Annotated in this window: 17 protein-coding genes; 7 read left to right on the top strand and 10 right to left on the bottom strand. The window is 62.6% G+C overall.

From position 1 onward, the window contains the following. Window positions 1-57 precede the first annotated feature (57 nt). Entirely contained in the window at window positions 58-882 is an 825-nt protein-coding gene (locus tag LJE98_RS12455; protein WP_229575538.1) for a sulfite exporter TauE/SafE family protein, read from the top strand. A gap of 76 nt (window positions 883-958) precedes the next feature. On the opposite strand, the gene LJE98_RS12450 is transcribed toward LJE98_RS12455, so the two are convergent. Beyond that, window positions 959-1,852 (bottom strand): sensor domain-containing diguanylate cyclase, encoded by an 894-nt coding sequence (locus tag LJE98_RS12450; RefSeq protein WP_229575537.1) that lies wholly within the window; start codon window positions 1,850-1,852, stop codon window positions 959-961. Then, window positions 1,831-2,139 carry a hypothetical protein gene (locus tag LJE98_RS12445; RefSeq protein WP_229575536.1) on the bottom strand — a complete coding sequence of 103 codons (309 nt, stop codon included), beginning with the start codon at window positions 2,137-2,139 and terminating at the stop codon, window positions 1,831-1,833. The genes LJE98_RS12450 and LJE98_RS12445 overlap by 22 nt, the downstream gene beginning before the upstream one ends. On the opposite strand from LJE98_RS12445, the gene lysM reads away from it, so the two are divergent. Continuing rightward, entirely contained in the window at window positions 2,120-2,593 is a 474-nt protein-coding gene (gene lysM, locus LJE98_RS12440) for a peptidoglycan-binding protein LysM (protein ID WP_229575535.1), read from the top strand. The genes LJE98_RS12445 and lysM overlap by 20 nt on opposite strands. 388 nt (window positions 2,594-2,981) lie before the next feature. On the opposite strand, the gene LJE98_RS12435 is transcribed toward lysM, so the two are convergent. The 3 genes from LJE98_RS12435 to LJE98_RS12425 all read right to left on the bottom strand — a co-directional run bounded on the left by LJE98_RS12435 (window position 2,982) and on the right by LJE98_RS12425 (window position 4,838). Next, a complete protein-coding gene (locus LJE98_RS12435) occupies window positions 2,982-4,007 on the bottom strand; it encodes a GlxA family transcriptional regulator (protein WP_229575534.1) in 1,026 nt (341 codons plus the stop codon). A gap of 321 nt (window positions 4,008-4,328) precedes the next feature. Next, the gene (locus LJE98_RS12430; protein ID WP_229575533.1) at window positions 4,329-4,556 is read right to left on the bottom strand and encodes a hypothetical protein; all 228 of its coding nucleotides are present in this window, start codon (window positions 4,554-4,556) and stop codon (window positions 4,329-4,331) included. Between the two features lie 81 nt (window positions 4,557-4,637). Then, window positions 4,638-4,838, bottom strand: coding sequence for a hypothetical protein (locus LJE98_RS12425; RefSeq protein ID WP_229575532.1), 201 nt, complete (start codon window positions 4,836-4,838; stop codon window positions 4,638-4,640). A 111-nt stretch (window positions 4,839-4,949) separates the two neighbouring features. On the opposite strand from LJE98_RS12425, the gene LJE98_RS12420 reads away from it, so the two are divergent. Both LJE98_RS12420 and LJE98_RS12415 read left to right on the top strand, forming a co-directional pair. Next, a complete protein-coding gene (locus LJE98_RS12420; protein WP_229575531.1) occupies window positions 4,950-5,846 on the top strand; it encodes a LysR family transcriptional regulator in 897 nt (298 codons plus the stop codon). A 99-nt stretch (window positions 5,847-5,945) separates the two neighbouring features. Beyond that, on the top strand, window positions 5,946-6,380 hold the full coding sequence (locus LJE98_RS12415) for an acyl-CoA thioesterase (protein ID WP_229575747.1): 435 nt from the start codon (window positions 5,946-5,948) through the stop codon (window positions 6,378-6,380). A 92-nt stretch (window positions 6,381-6,472) separates the two neighbouring features. On the opposite strand, the gene LJE98_RS12410 is transcribed toward LJE98_RS12415, so the two are convergent. Next, a complete protein-coding gene (locus tag LJE98_RS12410) occupies window positions 6,473-7,198 on the bottom strand; it encodes a pyridoxamine 5'-phosphate oxidase family protein (protein WP_229575530.1) in 726 nt (241 codons plus the stop codon). A 64-nt stretch (window positions 7,199-7,262) separates the two neighbouring features. Between LJE98_RS12410 and LJE98_RS12405 the strand changes: the two genes are divergently transcribed. Then, on the top strand, window positions 7,263-8,714 hold the full coding sequence (locus LJE98_RS12405; protein WP_420710151.1) for a PLP-dependent aminotransferase family protein: 1,452 nt from the start codon (window positions 7,263-7,265) through the stop codon (window positions 8,712-8,714). Between the two features lie 31 nt (window positions 8,715-8,745). Here the strand turns inward: LJE98_RS12405 and LJE98_RS12400 are convergent, their stop codons facing one another. Next, on the bottom strand, window positions 8,746-9,372 hold the full coding sequence (locus LJE98_RS12400) for a TetR/AcrR family transcriptional regulator (RefSeq protein WP_229575528.1): 627 nt from the start codon (window positions 9,370-9,372) through the stop codon (window positions 8,746-8,748). Between the two features lie 98 nt (window positions 9,373-9,470). Between LJE98_RS12400 and LJE98_RS12395 the strand changes: the two genes are divergently transcribed. After that, window positions 9,471-10,067, top strand: coding sequence for an NAD(P)H-dependent oxidoreductase (locus tag LJE98_RS12395; RefSeq protein WP_229575527.1), 597 nt, complete (start codon window positions 9,471-9,473; stop codon window positions 10,065-10,067). Between the two features lie 304 nt (window positions 10,068-10,371). After that, the gene (locus LJE98_RS12390; protein ID WP_229575526.1) at window positions 10,372-11,466 is read left to right on the top strand and encodes a sensor histidine kinase; all 1,095 of its coding nucleotides are present in this window, start codon (window positions 10,372-10,374) and stop codon (window positions 11,464-11,466) included. A 279-nt stretch (window positions 11,467-11,745) separates the two neighbouring features. Here LJE98_RS12390 and LJE98_RS12385 read toward each other — a convergent pair whose 3' ends face one another. From LJE98_RS12385 to LJE98_RS12375, 3 genes are all read right to left on the bottom strand, one after another. Continuing rightward, window positions 11,746-13,530, bottom strand: coding sequence for an SLC13 family permease (locus LJE98_RS12385; RefSeq protein ID WP_229575525.1), 1,785 nt, complete (start codon window positions 13,528-13,530; stop codon window positions 11,746-11,748). A gap of 128 nt (window positions 13,531-13,658) precedes the next feature. Then, on the bottom strand, window positions 13,659-15,692 hold the full coding sequence (locus LJE98_RS12380; RefSeq protein ID WP_229575524.1) for an ASKHA domain-containing protein: 2,034 nt from the start codon (window positions 15,690-15,692) through the stop codon (window positions 13,659-13,661). A gap of 111 nt (window positions 15,693-15,803) precedes the next feature. Then, complete coding sequence (locus LJE98_RS12375; RefSeq protein ID WP_229575523.1) at window positions 15,804-16,766, bottom strand: methyltetrahydrofolate cobalamin methyltransferase; 963 nt, start codon at window positions 16,764-16,766, stop codon at window positions 15,804-15,806. Between the last annotated feature and the right edge of the window lie 17 nt (window positions 16,767-16,783).

Raw genomic sequence — 16,783 nt, 5'->3', positions numbered from 1 at the left:
GACATCCCGCCGCCAAGGACCGTCTGGCCAGACGGTTTGTATTTTCCGGAGTGCCCCATGCCGCCGCTTGCCGATATTCTCCTGTTTGCCGTCATGCTCGCGGCCGCCGGTGCGGTGGCGGGACTTCTGGCCGGTGTGTTTGGCATCGGAGGCGGGGCGGTGCTGGTGCCGGTCTTCTACCAGGTGTTCGGTTATGCCGGGATCCCCGAGGATGTGATCATGCACCTCGCCGTGGGCACCTCGACGGCGCTGATCGTGCCGACCTCGATCCGCTCGTTCCAGGCGCATCAGAAGCGCGGGGCGGTCGATATGAACCTGCTGAAAGGCTGGATGATCGCGGTGCCGCTCGGGGCGCTCGCCGCCACCGTCGTTGCGGCCTATGTCTCGAGCGCCGGACTTCGCCTGTTCTTCGCGGTCATGGGTCTGGTGCTGGCGGCACGCATGCTGTTTCTTTCCAACCGGATGCATCTCGGCACGGAACTGCCGGGGCAACCCTGGCGCTTCCTGACGGGGTCGGCGATCGGCCTGTTTTCCGGACTGATGGGGGTCGGCGGCGGGGTGTTCAACAATACCTTCATGACGCTGTTCGGAAGGCCGATCCATCAGGCGGTCGCGACTTCTTCCGGCGTCGGTGTGCTGATCTCGATCCCGGCCTTTCTCGGCTTCATCTATGCCGGCTGGGGCGAGGCGGGTCTGCCGCCCTTTTCCACCGGCTATGTCAACTGGATCGCCTTTGCAGTGATTTTCCCGATCGCCATGGTGGTCGCGCCCTATGGCGCCCAGCTGGCGCATCGGCTGAACAAGCGACAGCTGGAACTGGGCTTTGCGGTGTTTCTGCTCTTCGTCTCGGCGCGGTTCTTCTGGAGCTTGCTTGGAAGCTAGGGCTTGCTTCGCCGCCTCGATCATCGCTCGATAACCGGCGGTCGCCTCGTTTCCGTCGCAAGGCCATAGGCGCGGATCAGCAGGCCGATACGCGATTGCGGCCCGCGCGCTTGGAGACATAGAGGCCCTCGTCGGCGCGCTTCAGAATGTCGCACGAAAAGCGGTCCGGCTGGTTGAATTCACTGACGCCGCCGCTGATCGTGGATTCGTAGCGCAGGCTTTCGCGCAACTCGGCGGACACCCGTTTGCGCAGCCGATCCGCAATCGCCAGAGCATCCTTGCAGTCCAGATCCGGCATCACGATGACAAACTCGTCGCCGCCAATGCGCGCGATCACGTCATCCTGGCGCAGGTTTTCGCGACAAAGCCGGGCGATCTCGATCAAGGCAGAATCGCCGGCGTGGTGGCCGCGCTCGTCGTTCAGGCGCTTGAAATTGTCGAGGTCGAATATCAGCACCGATGTCTGGGATTGTTCGCTCGCGAAGATCTGCATGCGGTGATCGAGTGTTTCGATCAGTTTGCGGCGGTTGTAGAGGCCTGTCAGCGCATCGGTTTCACTGAGCTCCCGAAGCTTGCGCTCTACGTCGTTTTTCTCGGTGATGTTGCTCGCCACCCAGACGACGGCATCCTCGCCGTCCACCTGGAAGGGCAGGGCCCGAACGCGCCCCTCGAACCAGATCGGCTCCGAGGGTCCGTCGCCTGCGCCTTTGACGTCGCTTCCGGACAATTCGTATTCGACGATATGCAGAACGCCGCATTCCAGCGCCTTGCCGATCTCGGCGGCAAACCAGCGGGCCTTGTCGTCTTTCAATACCTCGAAGAGGCTGCGCCCGATCAGGGCGCTGCCATCGTGATAATGGCGCGCATCCTTGCCTCCGAAGACCTCGGTATAACGGCCACTCCGGGTCAGGATGAAGGCTGGATCCGGTAGCGATGACAGGATCGCCGTCAATTGCTGCTGGGTAAACAAGACACCGCTCTCCACTCGATACTCATTGCGCCCGAGGCAATGCGGCACATGCAGACTGTCGGCGCCGTCTTCCGCTTCAGGTGCAAAGTTGTTCCCAGTGTCGCATGGATGGATTTCAATTTGTTAAACGGCGGCCAAGCCTCGGCCGGCATATTGGTGCGATCGCGATAAGCATGAATATAAAACAGCAATGGCTTCTTGAGTTTGTCATAAAGCTGGTCTCTCCTGTCGGCACCGATCAACGGTTGAGACAGTGAGGAGACGAAAATGGGTTTATTCAATTTCATCAAGAATGCCGGCAAAAAGCTTGGTATCGGCGGTGACGACGACGCGCCGGATGCGGAAGCCGTGCAGAAGGAACTCGCCTCACATGGGCTCGGCACCGACGCCGTCAAGGTCGAGGTGGTCAAAGACAAGGTGGTGCTGAAGGGTACGGTCAAGGACCAGTCCGCCTTCGAAAAGGCCGTCGTTGCCGTCGGCAATACGCTCGGCATTTCCTCGGTCGAGGCCGCGGAACTGACCATTGCCGAAACGCCGGACGCGCCTGTCTCCGCGGCAAAGGAGCCCGTCTTCTACACCGTCAAGAAGGGCGACAATCTCTGGAAGATCGCCGAGGCGCAGTATGGTAAGGGCAAGGGCGCGAAGAATACAGTGATTTTCGAGGCCAACCGGCCGATGCTCAGCCATCCCGACAAGATCTATCCCGGGCAGGTGTTGCGGATCCCGGAATTGGCGGACTGAGACGAAACAGGGCGCGCGCCGGACGGTGCGCGCCTCTCTTCGCGCGCCCCGCACGATGCGCCTTCAGCCGCGCGAAAACGGTTTCAATAGGCGTGGTCTATCCGGGGTTCGCCCCTGGCGTCCAAGGCGAGGGACCACCTCGCTCGCCAGACACTGCTGCCCGACGTCACAACGCGATCGATAGAGCCGGCCTGCTTCGGAAGCCGACTGGTTATGCATCTTGCTTCGCACGCCATGCCCAGTCTCCACCTGAAAGGGACGGCAAGGCTGGGATGCAGCTTTGGGCATAGCCAGCCATCTGCTGTGTGATCCCCACTGGCCTGCCGGACATCTCCCCCACGAGGTGGGAGAGCGGACCCCGCGATGGGCTCCGGGTGTAGCCGGTGGCTTACACCACCACCCCGGTCCGGTTGCTCGACATTGTCAGCTTGCGTTCCGCACGCTCCTGCTGGGGGGAGCGGTTGTAGAGTTCGCGGTAGCACTTGGAGAAGTGGGAGGCCGAGACGAAGCCGCAGGCGACGGCGACTTCGACGACGGGCATGGAGGACTGGACGAGCAGGTGGCGGGCGCGGTCGAGGCGGATTTCGAGATAGTAGCGGGCGGGGGAGCGGCCCATTTCCTGTCTGAACAGGCGCTCGATCTGGCGGCGCGACAGGCCGGCATCGTCGGCGATCTGCAGCAGCGACAGCGGCTCGGCGAGATTGGCCTCCATCAGCTCGATGATCTGCAGGACCTTGGAATTCTGCACGCCGAGGCGAGCCCGGAGGGGTAAGCGCTGGCGGTCGTTGGCAGAGCGGACGCGGTCGGTCAGGTGCTGTTCGCAGACGCGGTTGACGAGGCCTTCACCGAAATCCTGGCCGATCAGGTTCAGCATCATGTCGAGCGAGGCTGTGCCGCCGGCGCAGGTGTAGAGATTGCCGTCGACTTCGTAGAGATCGGCATAGACTTCCGCCTGGGGGAAGTTTTCAGAGAAGCCGGGCAGGTTTTCCCAGTGGATGGCGCAGCGCTTGCCGTTGAGGAGGCCGGCCTGGGCGAGCACATGGGCGCCGGTGCACAGCGAGCCGACGGCGACATTGCGGTTATAGGCTTCGCGCAGCCAGGCATTGACCGACTTGTTGTTGAACTCCTCGACATAGATGCCGGAACAGACGATCGCCATGTTCGGCCGGTTCTCGCCGCCGAGATATCGGCGCTCGTCGGCGAGCGAGCCGTTCACCTCGATGCCGATGCCGGAGGAGGAATAGACCTTCTGGCCATCAACCGAGGCAAGGCGCCATTCATAGGCACCGTAACCCAGCATGCGGTTGGCGATGCGCAGCGTCTCGATGGCGCCGGCAAAGGGCAGAAGCGTGAAATGGGGGACTAGGAAGAAGACGATGGTTCGCTTCTTGGTCTGTGGCTGAATCTTGCTCATGATGGTGCCCGGTTGTCCTTGCTGCCGTTCCCTTGTTTTCCGGCATGCTCCGCCTGAATTGATCGGCGCGATAGTCGTTTTACGACATTGTCATAAGATCCCGCGCCGTGAAAGCATTCGCAATCGCTAAAGAGCGATATTTCTGCCGATTTTTCCGGCTGCGACGTCGGGAAACGGGCACTGGCGGGACAGGCGCTTACAGGTGGTTGAAAAACCTGGGGCTTCCGGGCCGTGGGGCAAGGGATGGGCGGGGTGGTGCGATGCCCCGTTTGCGACGCGGCCGGCTGGCCGCGTCGCGGGGTGGAGCGCTGGTTCCGGCGATCAGCGATGCGTGTCGCCCGCAGGCCAGCCGAGATCCTTGCGCAGATCGAAGGGCAGGGCGGCCAGTGCTGCGGCGTCCCGCCTGCGGCGGCGGTCCTCCGCGATGGCGTGGGCCAGACCGTTCAGTTTCGTCGCGAGATGGGCGGCCGCGCGCCTTGCCATGTCAACCGTCGTCGGGACGGCGGGGGCGGTACGTGTGATCGGGGCTGTGCAGCAAACCATTGTCATGGACTTGATCCTCTCGGGTTCGGCGGCCCTTTCTTCATCGGATCCTCAGGGCCGGGTTCTCGTATGACGCGTCATAACGCATCACTCAAACGAATGTTTGTCATGCTTTGCATTCTGGAACGTGATGAATTGGTGGTGGCGGGTGAGGCCGAGATCATCGCGAAGTGCGGTGTCGAGCGAGGCGAGCGTCCGGCGGGTGGCCTCGCGGGTGGTGCGTTGGCGCGTCTTCGCCATCAGGGTGGCGAGGGAGTGGCGCAGGGTCTGGAAGGCTGTCGAAGTCATGGCTGCAATCCTCCTATGTCGGTGTGTGAGAAGAAGGATGCTCCGCAATTGACATTCAATCAAACGCAATAGTATCGTCTTCAGATTCAATTTTGTTGAAGGTAGATCATCATGACCCTCATGCTGCGCCAGCCTCTTCCGCTTCTCGACAACGACGTGCTCCGCACCTTTGTGGCAATCGCCGAGACCGGCAGCTTCACCACGGCCGCCGACCGGGTCTACCGCACGCCGTCGGCCGTCTCCATGCAGATCAAAAAGCTCGAGGAGCAGCTGGGCGTGACGCTCTTTCTGCGCGACGCGCGTTCGGTGACGTTGACGGAGGGGGGCGAGGTGCTGTTGCCCTATGCGCGGCGGATGCTCGCCCTGTCGAACGAGGCGGTGGGCCGGTTCCGCATGCCGGAGATGAAGGGGGTGGTGCGCCTCGGCGCGCCTGACGACATCGGCGAGCGTTTCATGCCGACGATATTGAGGCGGTTTGCCGAGCTCTATCCGCTGATCATGGTGGATCTGACCGTGGATTCGTCGGGCGCGCTGAGGCGCCGGCTCGCCGAACAGCGGCTGGATCTGACGCTGTCGAATTGCGCGCCCGGCCAGGTGGTTCATGAGGGCGAGGTGATCCACCAGGAGCAGCTGGTCTGGGCCGGAGCCAAATGTGGCACGGCGCATTTGCGCGATCCGCTGCCCGTCTCGATCTGGGAGGATGGCTGCTGCTGGCGGGCGGATGCGCTGGCGAGACTCGACAAGGAGAAGCGGCCCTATCGCATCGCCTATCTCTCGGCGCATACGATGGCGCAGCGGGCAGCGGTGATCGCCGATCTGGCGGTCGCGCCCTTGCCGCGGAGCTATCTCACCGACGACATGACGGCACTCGGCGTCAAACACGGGCTGCCCGAGCTGGGCTCCTTCGAAGTCAGGCTGTTGACCGGCAAGGAGACGTCGGAGACGATCCGGGCGGTGGCCGACAGCGTGCGATATGCGTTTTCCGAGATGATCGGCATGGCTGCGTGATCGGGTGGCCTTGGTAAGCGGTTGGCGATTTCTGAAATTAGGGAAATGCCGAATTGGCTGATCGGCCAAGAGGCAGCAGGCAGTAGGATTTCCGTGCGTATGGTGGATGAGACGAAGGGGCTGAGGCTCGAGGATTTTGCAGGCCAGGCTTACGACAAGCTGCGTTATGGCGATACGGACCGGCAGGGGCATGTCAACAATGCCGTGTTTGCTACCTTCATGGAAACGGGACGTGTGGAGCTGATCTACAACCCGGATGATCCGCTGCTCGACGAAGGCTTTTCCTTCGTTCTGGCCAAGCTCGACATCGATTATGTCGCGGAGATCTTGTGGCCGGGCACTGTCGAGATCGGGACACGGGTGACGCGGGTCGGGCGGTCGTCGGTGACGATGAGCCAGGCGGTGTTCCAGAACGGCAGGCTCTGTGCCTCGGCCGAGACGGTGGTCGTGCATTTCGACCAGACGACGCGCAAGTCGCATGCGTTTTCCGAGGCGCAACGGGTCAAGCTCGAGGGGTGGATTTCGGCGGTGTGAGGGGCGATCAAGGGATGGCTCTGCTGGGGCGGGCATCGGTCGATGCGCCGCCCCTTGTTCATTGCACGGTGTCGAGAGGCGGGATGGCCCCGTCAGCCCTGCCTTTCGTAGAGCGCCTGGCTTTCCGTCAAGACTTCGTCCAGCCTACGGCCTTCTCGGAAATGGGCGAGATGGTCGGGATAGGTGACGCCGTCCGGGACCTTCGGACAGATCTCCGGTGTGCCGAGGCGGGTTTCCACCGGGATGACGCCGGCCCAGACCGGTGCGTCGCTATCGGCGGGATCGTCGGAGACGCCGCCTGAGCGGATCTTGGCCGAGGCCTCCTCGATGCGCATGCCGATGACCATGGTGCCCTTGGCTTCCTGGGGGTCGTTTTCGCGCAAGACCTGCGTGCGGCCGGGATACAAGCGGTCGACGACGCCTTTCAGGGCGTCCGCCTTGTCCGCCGGATCGTCGATGATCTGGGCCGTGCCGAAACACATGGCGGAGCGGTAATTGGCGGAGTGGTGAAAGCCGGAGCGAGCCAGCACCAGGCCGTCGAGATGAGCGACCGTGAGGCAGACGGGGATGCCGGATTTCTGGGTCTTCAGCATGCGGCTGGCAGACGAGCCGTGCCAGAAGAGCCAGTCGCCCTCGCGCCAGTGGATGGTCGGCGTGCAATAGGGCTGACCGTCGATGACATAGGCCACATGACACAGAAGGGCAGCGTCGAGCACGGCGTAGACGGCGTCCCGGTCGTAGGCTGCGCGCTCATGCAGGCGTTTTGCCCGGTTGCGCGGGGTGACGGGGTAGGTTTGCGGGTCTGGTCGCGCGTTCATGCTTGCCTCCTGACGGCTGATGCGGCAGGGATAGTCGCAGTGATTGGTCCAAAGAAGGTCCATGATGGCAAGGAAAGTAAGAACCAATTCCGACTGGTCGGCCAGTACGCCCGTTCTGCCGGCCACGGGGCCGCGGCGCCAGGCGCTCTACCGGTCGCTGCGAGGGCTGATCGAAAGCGGGCAGATGCGGCCTGGCGACAAGCTGCCGACGACACGGGATATTGCGGCACGGTTCGGCATGTCGCGGGGCGCTGCAGTGGCGGCCTATGAGATGCTCGTGGCGGATGGCTTTGCCGAGGCGCGGGTCGGGGCTGGCACTTATGTGGCCGAGGCCGTGCCGCTGGTCCAGCCGGCGCCGGTTTTGCCGCAGTTTTCCCCGGAGGTCGCCAAGGAGGCCGTCCCGCACGTCTCCCAGCAGATCAGGGGCGACGAAGGGCGAGCGCCGCTTCCCGGTGCGCTGGGCTGTTCGACGGCGGACGAGACGACACTGAGGATCTTCCGCATGCTGATGAACCGGCATCTGATGAAACCGTCGCCGCGGCATTTCCACTACAATGATCCGGCCGGGAGCCTGGCGCTTCGTGTGGAAGTCGCCGCTTACCTCAAGGCGGCGCGCGGGGTCGTCTGCGAGCCCGAGCAGGTCATCATGACGTCGGGAACCCAGCAGGGTCTCGATCTCGCGGTGAGGGCGCTGCTGAAACCAGGAGATCCGGTGTGGCTGGAGGATCCCTGTTATGCCGCCGCAAGGGAGCTGTTCGAGGGGGCGGACCTTTCCGTGACACCCGTACCGGTCGATGGCGAGGGGATCGATGTTGCCGCCGGCATCGCGACGCGGCCGGATGCAAGGGCCGTCTATGTGACGCCGTCGCACCAGTATCCGCTCGGTGTCACGCTGTCCATGACGCGGCGGCTGGCGCTGATCGACTGGGCAAGGTCTGCAGGCGCCTATATCATCGAGGACGATTACGACAGCGAGTTCCGCTTCGCCGGCCCGCCGCTGAGTGCCCTTCAGGGGATCGATGGATCTGGCCATGTCATCTATCTCGGCACGTTTTCCAAGACGCTGCTGCCGGGTTTCCGGATCGGCTATCTTGTCGTGCCGCGACGTTTGCGTGAGCGCATACTGACCATTCGCCGGCTAACCGACCGCTTTCCCTCAACGCTATCGGAGGATGCGCTGACGGAATTCCTGCGCGACGGGCATTTTTCGGCGCATATCAAGCGGGCGCGAAAACGGGTCCGAGCAGCGCGGGATGCGCTGGTGGAGGCGTTGCAGCCAGGGCCGTTCGCCGTTTCCACGCCCGAGCAGGGCCTGCACCTGGTGGCGGACCTTCCTCCCGGAAGCGACGATGTCGGGCTTGCGCGGCAGGCGCTCGAGGCTGGCTTCGGTGTCAAGGCGCTTTCGCCGCTCTATCGGGCCTTGCCGGCACGGCGCGGCCTGGTGATCGGCTTTTCCGGTTTTCCGCCCGAGGTTCTGGCCGGCGCAGCACGACGGTTTCTCGCCGGGCTCACCTGACGCCGAAATTCGCAGATGAGGATTCCGGATCTCAAGCGATGGGGTCCGGCGGTATCGAGGTCTGTTGGGCGCCTGCGATCCAGATGTCGAGGAACCGGCCAAGCATGATCTCGGCGCTCTCCGGCGGCACGATCCAGCCGGAGATCTCGAAGACGATGACTTCGTGAAACAGGGCCTGAACGCCGCGCGCGAGCAGTTGCGCGCGCTCGGCCGACAGCGATCCCTTGTGCGATTTGCGGAACAGTTCGGCCACCTGATCTTCCAGCACCCAACAGAGATCGAGAAAGGCCTCCGTATGGGGCCCGCGGGTCAAGGCTGACTGGCTGAGATAGAGGCCGGCAAAGGCGTGTTCCCGGCAGAAATAGGAGAGCCAAGGCTGGAGCAGGGCGCGCAGCTGATCAGCCAGCGGGCGGTCGTCGGCCCTTGCGACTTCTGCCTTGCCAGCCTCCGCCAGCTTCTCGATTTCGCCGAGGCCGAGTGCTGCCAGCAGATTGGCCTTGTCGCCGAAATGGGCAAAGACGCTCGATTTCGCCACTTTTGCCGCGCTGGCCACCTGGTCGATGCTGGTCGGCTCGTAACCCTGGCGCGAAAAAAGCTCGCGCGCGGCGCCAAGGATCTGGTCTCGGGTCTGGCGGCTGCGGGACTGGCGAAGTTTCATGCGCGATTCCTTTTGGACGAGCCTACGCCAAAACTAACTTGACCGAGGTCAATTTACGCAGCATAAATTGACCGTGGTCAAAAACAAGAGGATCCCTCATGTCCTTCCTGTCACGCGATGCGCAGCCATCGCGCGTACTCGTCCTGAACGGCAATCCGGCACGGAAAACCCTGTGCGGGGACATGGCCGAACGAATTGCGGATGTCGCCCGCCAGCAGGGCCAGACGGTGCGGCTGGTGCATCTCGAGGCTCTGGATTTCGACGCCAATCTTCGTGACGGTTATCGCGCCCGGATGGACTGGGAGCCGGATCTTCAGGCCCTGGCCGAAAGCCTCACCTGGTGCGACCGGCTTGTCATCGTGCATCCGCTCTGGTGGGGGGCGGCGCCAGCCAAGCTCAAAGGTCTCTTCGACCGGCTGCTGATGCCGGGATTCGGCTTTCAATATGTCGACGGAAAGGCGTTTCCGCTGGCACTGCTCAAGGGCCGCAAGGCGCGCGTGGTCATCACGTCCGACACGCCGACCTTTTTCCTCAAATGGGGCTATGGCAATGGCTGGGTGAAGATTCTGCGCCGGCAGATCCTCGGCTTTTGCGGGTTCAGGGATCTCAAGGTGAAGTATTGCGGGCCGGTGCGCGGGGCAAAAGCGGAGGCTTTGACGAAGATGGTGGAGGCGGCGCCCGACATTCTGGGGTGAGCGAGGCGACTTGGGCCGTCAGGACACTGTCCGCGGCCGTGCTCATGGTTGAATTGCTGCCGGTAAGCGTGGGGGGTGTTCTCGACGACCCCATGAAACCATTTGCCAGGATTTTGCTTAAACCGCAGGTCGATTGACACGCGCATGCCATGCGCATCATGCCAATTTTGAGCCGAATGGCCGATGTTCCCCTGCGGCAAGCGGTAATCGCGCAGTTTCCCCCCGAGGCGTTGATGTGCACCGGTTGCATCTAGATGGCAGAGATGGCACTCATGATTCGATTGGGTATATCGGGTTCTGACGTATGATTGTGCATGATCGGGAAGCAGATCGAGTTGAGGCCCTCGAAGCCTACAACATGCTCGACACCCCGCGTGAGCGCGATTTCGATGACATCGCGGAACTCGCTTCGCAGATCTGCGAAACGCCGATCGCGGTGGTCAACCTGATCGGCAAGAATCGGCAGTTTTTCAAGGCGGAAGTCGGCCTTGGCGTACGGGAAACACCGATCGATTCTTCGTTCTGTGCAAAGGCGATCCTGGAGGAAGATTTCCTCATGGTGCCGGATGCCACAAAAGACGAGCGCTTTGCCTGTAATCCACTCGTCGCTGGTGAGCCAAATCTGAGGTTTTATGCCGGCGCCTTGCTCAAGACGGAGGCTGGTCATGCCATCGGGACAGTCTGCGTCCTGGACTACAAACCGAGATCTCTCTCTCCGCTCCAGGAAACAGCACTCCGCGTTCTGGCGCGTCAGGTCATGCGGCAGATTGAATTGCGGCAACTCTTGCGCGAACGGGAAGCAGCGCAGGCCCGGCAGGACCTCCTGAACAAGGAGATCTCCCATCGGATGAAGAATACGCTGTCGATGGTCCAGGCCATCGCCAATCAAACGCTCAAAAAGGTAGCCGAAAGAGACGCGGTGCAGGCCTTTCAGCGCCGGATATCTGCACTCGATCTGGCGCACGATCAGCTTCAGCAGGAGAACTGGACAGCCGCCCCTCTCGGACGGGTGGTTCGCCTGTTGCTCAACCTGCATGACGACGCTGGAAGGATTTACGCGATTGGTCCTGAACTGGAATTAGGACCGAGAGCGACACTTTCGATTTCGATGCTGCTGCATGAACTCGCCACCAATGCGGCAAAGTATGGTTCACTTTCTCTTCCGGAAGGACGCGTGGACCTCTCATGGCAGATCGAAACAGATGCGTCTGAGCCAATGCTGACCGTGACATGGAAGGAATCGGGCGGACCAATCGTTGCCGATCCGGTCAGAAGAGGCTTCGGTTCCCGCCTCATCCAGCTCGGCTTGGTTGGCAATGGCGATGCCGAGAAGCGCTATTTGCCGGATGGGCTCGTTGCCACGTTCCGAGGCAGTCTGAAGGACATTCGCGAACTGTAGGAATGCAGCATTCAGCTGACATTCCCGGCCGCCACAAGGTCATTTGCTCTAAACTGCGCGTGCAACGGTCGGTTTGCGGTCGGCACAGTGGAATTCACCTAACAAGGACGAAACTCGCAGGCATGCCTGGCGCGTTCGACCTGGACCTCACTGCGTTTTTCGAACTGGTTCGTGCATTGCCTGTGCGCTTGAGCTGCCAAATGCCGTGGCTGCTCTCGCTCTCCTTCCGGCGATGATTCCGGAACATTTCGTCGTCCTCGCGCGCCGTCACCCGCCAGTTCAAACCCCATAATACAGATAGATCGCGTAGCAGGTGACGAAGCCGACGATGATGTTCATCGGGAGGCCGATCTTGACGAAATCGCTGAAGCGGTAGTTGCCGGCACCATAGACCAGGGTGTTGGTCTGGTAGCCGATGGGGGTCGCAAAGCTGGCGCTGGCGCCGAACATGACGGCGACGACAAGGGCGCGCGGCTCTATGCCGAGCTGTTGGCCAAGACCTATTACGATCGGTGTGAGGATGACGGCAACGGCGTTGTTGGTCACGCATTCGGTCAATGTCGAGGACAGCGCGTAGACGAGAAGCAGGACCACGAAGGGCGAGACGGCGGACATCAGCGGCATGGCGGTGTCGACGACAAGTGTCACCGCACCGGTCTCCTGCAGGCCCTGGCCAACGACCAGCATGGAAAAGATGAGGATCAGGATGCCGCCTTCGATCGATCCCCAGGCCTCGTCTGCGTCGATGCAGCGCAAAATGAGGATGGCGGGGACGGCGATCATGGCGAGGATGCCGATATCCATGACGTCAAAGGCCGCAAGGACGACTACGAGGCCCAGCGCGAGCAGCGCCAGTGGCGCCTTGGTCGGACGGAAGGCGCGCGCGGTCGAGCGGGTGACCGATACAAGCTCGCTTTCGTGGGAGAGTTCGTCGAGGGCCTCCGGCGTGCCTTCTAGGAGCAGTTTGTCGGCCGGGCGAAGCCGGACATTGCCGAGATCGGGGCCGGGCACGTGCTTGTGCCTGTGCGCGCCCAAGATGCGCACGCCGAACCGGCGGCCGAGCGTAAGGGTGGAAAGACGAATGCCTTGCGAGAACCGTCCGGGTGCGACGACGGCTTCGACCACCGAACGTTCGCCTTCACCCGACGTTCCGCGACGCTGACCGACGCGCAGGCCTTCGAGGTTGTTCAGCGTGAGGAGTTCGGCCGACTTTGCCAGGACAACGAGGCTGTCGCCTTTCCTCAGGGTCAGGGCATTGAGGCCCTTTCGGATCATCTCGCCATTCGAGCGTATGCCGGTGATGCGCAGCCCAGGCTGCTTGAATTCGGCGATCTCGCCGACGGGTTTTTCGGTGAAGGGACCGTCTGACAGCACGGTGATTTCCGAAAGATATTCGGCGTCGTTTTCATTCTCCAGTTCGCCGCCCTCGTCGCGCCGATCCGGGAGCAGGAACTTGCCGAGCACGAGCATGGTGAGAATGCCGGTCGCGGCCGTGGCAAGGCCGACCGGCGTGATCTCGAAGAGGGAAAAGGGTTCCAGACCCTGGCCGCGCGCGACGCCATCGACGAGCAGGCTGGTGGAGGTGCCGATCAGGGTCAAGGTGCCGCCGAGAATGGCCGCATAGGAGACGGGGATCAGAAGGCGGGTGGAGGCAATGTCGAGCGCTGCGGCAAGCCGGATCACGATCGGGATGAGCACCAGCACGACGGGGGTATTGTTCATGAAGGCGGATGCGACGAGGGCGGTGAACAGGAAGACGCCGAGGGCAAGCCTCGGATAGGTCTTCGACCGCTCCAAAACGAGGCCGGCCACGCGTTCAAGGACACCGGTTCTCACAAGGGCACCCGTGAGGACGAACATGGCGGCGATCGTCAGGGGGGCGGAATTGGAGAAGACGGCCATCGCCTTGTCGGTCGGCACGAAGCCGAGCACGATGAAGAGGGCGGCCCCGGCAGACGCCGTGACTTCGGCGGGGTATTTCTCCCAGACGAAAAAGGCAAACAGCAAGACGACCAGCCCCAGGGCAACCTGCGCCTGGTAGTCTGCAAAGAACTCTGTGAACATATAGAAGATGGCCCCATGATACCGACCACGCTGAACGCGCCAGACGGGAACAAGCTCCCTTGAAGGAAGAAAATTTCTGTCGGGGCAATCTCCGGCGACGCTAACCCAGGCGCAGTTGATGCCTGCGGCTATTCCCTCGATCGCCGGCGTCTGCGGCCGCCACCTTCGCCATCCCCCTCCGCCAGCACCTTCCGCTCCGGCAGCGTCACGGCGGCCGAGAGTTTCGGGAACGGATCGACCTTGTTCGGCAGGGCCATGGCATCGATGAAGAGTTGCTGGAAATGCGGCTCCAGTGCGGTCTCGATCTTTTCGATGCGGGTGACGGTTTCCTCGATTTCGCGGCGGTAGTCGCGGTTGAGCAGGGCCATCAGGGCGCCGGTGCCGGCGGCATTGCCGACGGCTTTGACTTCCGAGAGCTCGCAATCGGGGATCAGGCCCAGGACCATCGCGTATTTCGGATCGATGAAGGAGCCGAAGGCACCGGCGAAGCGGATGGTGTCGACGGTGTCTATGGCGAGCTTTTCCATCAGGAGCTTGATGCCGGCATAAAGGGCGGCCTTGGCGAGCTGGATGGCACGAACGTCGTTCTGGGTGACGGTGATCTTCTGGGCGCCGTCATGCAGAAGATAGGAGAAGGTGCGGCCGTTTTCGAGGATGCGATGGCTTTTGGCGGCCATGCCGCCATCGACCACGCCGTCGGTGGAGATGACGCCCGAGAGATACATTTCGGCGACGACCTCGATGATGGCCGAGCCGCAGATGCCGGTGATACCGGTCTTGCTCGCGGCTTCGGCAAAGCCCTCTTCATCCGACCACTGCTCGACGCCGATGACCTTGAAACGTGGCTCCAGCGTGTCTGGGTGGATGCGGACGCGTTCGATGGCGCCGGGGGCGGCGCGCTGGCCGCAGGAGATTTCGGCACCTTCGAAGGCCGGGCCCGTCGGAGAGGAGGCGGCAACCGTGCGCTGGCGGTTACCAAGCACGATTTCGGCATTGGTGCCGACATCGACGAGCAGCATCATCTTGTCCTGGCGATGAGGGCCTTCGGACAGAGTGGCGCCGGCTGCATCCGCGCCGACATGACCGGCAATGCAGGGCAGGCAGTAGATGCGCGCACCGTGGTTGATGGCGAGATCGATCTCGCGCGACCAGGTGTGGACGGGGCCTGACACGGCGAGCGCGAAGGGTGCCTGGCCGAGTTCGGTCGGGTCGATGCCGAGGAAGAGGTGGTGCATGATCGGATTGGCGACGAAGACCGCATCGAGGATGTCGTCGGGATTGACGCCGGCCTCCGCGCAGACCTTGACCGTCAGTTCGTTGATCGCCTGACGGACAGCCCTGGTCATGGCCTCGCGCCCATCCGGATTCATCATCACGTAGGAGACGCGGCTCATCAGGTCCTCGCCGAAGCGGATCTGCGGGTTTGATGTGCCGGAGGAGGCGATGACGCGGCCTGACAGAAGCGAGACGAGATGCATGGCGATCGTCGTCGAGCCGATATCGCAGGCAATGCCATAGGCCTCGTTGTGCAGGCCGGGCCAGAGCGCGATCATGTTGGGGCGCGATGCATCAAGGTCGCGGTGAATGGCGGCGGTGACGCCCCAGTTCCCCTTGCGCAAGGTCTTTTGCACATCCGGAAGGAGATGCTGGGCGACGAGGATGTCGTTGAAACCCCAATCCTTTTCCAGCATCAGGTTGAGCCGGTCGAGATCGCCCAGTGGCTTGTGCATGTCGGGTTCGTCTACCTCGACATAGCAGAGCTGGATGGCCGGGTTGCGCGGGAAAGTCCGGTCTGTCGCGGCCTTGCGGATGACCTGAGCATTGACCACGGTATCCGGCGGCACATCGACGACGAGATCGCCGAGGATCTGGGCCGAGCAGGACAGGCGCCGTCCGGCCGGGATGGTGCGGATTTCCGCGTAGCGCTTTTCCTTCGGCCCGATGGCTGAAATGTGGTCGTTGGCGGAGGTGATGCCGTGTTTGGCGAACTGACCTTCCTGGACCTCGATCTGGCAACGCCCGCAGGTGGCGCGCCCCCCACACACGCTTTCGACATAGACGCCGAGCGTGCGGGCAGCTTCAAGCACGGATGTCCCGACCGGGAATCGGCCACGTTTGCCCGATGGCATGAAGAGGACGAGGGGATCAGCGGCGTCTGTCATTCTGGTCTTCCGGTTTCGAGGGACGTCTCCCTCATCTGTTGCGCGGAGGTCTTAACCCCCTCTGTCACTGCGTGACATCTCCCCCACAAGGGGGGAGATCGGAGGACAGGCTCACTCCGTGGCGCCGCCTCCACCCGTCCGGCCCGCGCGACCGCCGCGGCGGCCGCTCGATGCTCCCGGCGCACTTGTGGACGCCGGCGCACCGGCTTCGGCAGGCTTGTGGTCGCGGTAGGTCATGATCCAGTTGCCGCAGTTCGGGTCGGTGCCGTTCAGGACGTTTGCGGCGCGGACGGCTTCCATTTCCTGCGGGCGGCAGGGGTTCATGATCGCGGAGGTCATGCCGGCGCCAATGACCATGGGAATGAAGCCGGCATTGATGCCGTGGCGATGGGGCAGGCCGAAGGAGATGTTGGAGAGGCCGCAGGTGGTGTTGACCTTCAGCTCGTTGCGCAGGCGGTAGAGCAGCTGGAACACCTGGCGGCCGGCATCGCCGAGCGCCCCGATCGGCATGACCAGCGGGTCGACGACGATGTCATGCGGCTTGATTCCGTAATCCATGGCGCGTTCGACGATCTTCTTGGCCACCGCAAAGCGCACATCCGGGTCCATCGAAATGCCGGTCTCGTCGTTGGAAATGGCAACGACCGGCACGTCATACTTGGCGCAGAGCGGCAGGATGGCTTCGAGCTTTTCTTCCTCGCCGGTGACCGAATTGACCAGCGGGCGGCCCTTGGCGACCTTGAGGGCCGCCTCGATGGCGGCGGTGACGGAACTATCGATCGACAAGGGCACATCGACCAGGCCCTGGACGATTTCCATGGTCCTGACCAGAAGCGCCGGCTCGGTCTCGTTCGGATTGACGGAGGTGACGCCCGCATTGACGTCGAGCATGGTGGCGCCGGCCGCGACCTGTTCCAGCGCGTCCTTGATGACCGTGTCGAAATTGCCCTCGATCATCTCGGCAGCGAGTTTCTTGCGGCCGGTCGGATTGATGCGCTCGCCGATCACGCAGAAAGGCTGGTCGAAGCCGATGATGATTTCTCGTGTGGCGGATGCGACGATGGTGCGGGTCATTTCAGTCCTCCGGTCGT

The organism is Rhizobium sp. 'Codium 1', assembly GCF_020889605.1.
Lineage (GTDB): Bacteria > Pseudomonadota > Alphaproteobacteria > Rhizobiales > Rhizobiaceae > Allorhizobium > Allorhizobium algae.
This window is presented reverse-complemented; position numbering and strand designations above follow the sequence as displayed.

Coding starts and splice junctions, on each gene's coding strand:
- LJE98_RS12455 (WP_229575538.1), top strand. CDS start 58: ATGCCGCCGCTTGCCGATATTCTCCTGTTTGCCGTCATGCTCGCGGCC.
- lysM (WP_229575535.1), top strand. CDS start 2,120: ATGGGTTTATTCAATTTCATCAAGAATGCCGGCAAAAAGCTTGGTATC.
- LJE98_RS12445 (WP_229575536.1), bottom strand. CDS start 2,139: ATGAAATTGAATAAACCCATTTTCGTCTCCTCACTGTCTCAACCGTTG.
- LJE98_RS12435 (WP_229575534.1), bottom strand. CDS start 4,007: ATGAGCAAGATTCAGCCACAGACCAAGAAGCGAACCATCGTCTTCTTC.
- LJE98_RS12430 (WP_229575533.1), bottom strand. CDS start 4,556: ATGACAATGGTTTGCTGCACAGCCCCGATCACACGTACCGCCCCCGCC.
- LJE98_RS12425 (WP_229575532.1), bottom strand. CDS start 4,838: ATGACTTCGACAGCCTTCCAGACCCTGCGCCACTCCCTCGCCACCCTG.
- LJE98_RS12420 (WP_229575531.1), top strand. CDS start 4,950: ATGACCCTCATGCTGCGCCAGCCTCTTCCGCTTCTCGACAACGACGTG.
- LJE98_RS12415 (WP_229575747.1), top strand. CDS start 5,946: ATGGTGGATGAGACGAAGGGGCTGAGGCTCGAGGATTTTGCAGGCCAG.
- LJE98_RS12410 (WP_229575530.1), bottom strand. CDS start 7,198: ATGAACGCGCGACCAGACCCGCAAACCTACCCCGTCACCCCGCGCAAC.
- LJE98_RS12405 (WP_420710151.1), top strand. CDS start 7,263: ATGGCAAGGAAAGTAAGAACCAATTCCGACTGGTCGGCCAGTACGCCC.
- LJE98_RS12400 (WP_229575528.1), bottom strand. CDS start 9,372: ATGAAACTTCGCCAGTCCCGCAGCCGCCAGACCCGAGACCAGATCCTT.
- LJE98_RS12395 (WP_229575527.1), top strand. CDS start 9,471: ATGTCCTTCCTGTCACGCGATGCGCAGCCATCGCGCGTACTCGTCCTG.
- LJE98_RS12390 (WP_229575526.1), top strand. CDS start 10,372: ATGATTGTGCATGATCGGGAAGCAGATCGAGTTGAGGCCCTCGAAGCC.
- LJE98_RS12385 (WP_229575525.1), bottom strand. CDS start 13,530: ATGTTCACAGAGTTCTTTGCAGACTACCAGGCGCAGGTTGCCCTGGGG.
- LJE98_RS12380 (WP_229575524.1), bottom strand. CDS start 15,692: ATGACAGACGCCGCTGATCCCCTCGTCCTCTTCATGCCATCGGGCAAA.
- LJE98_RS12375 (WP_229575523.1), bottom strand. CDS start 16,766: ATGACCCGCACCATCGTCGCATCCGCCACACGAGAAATCATCATCGGC.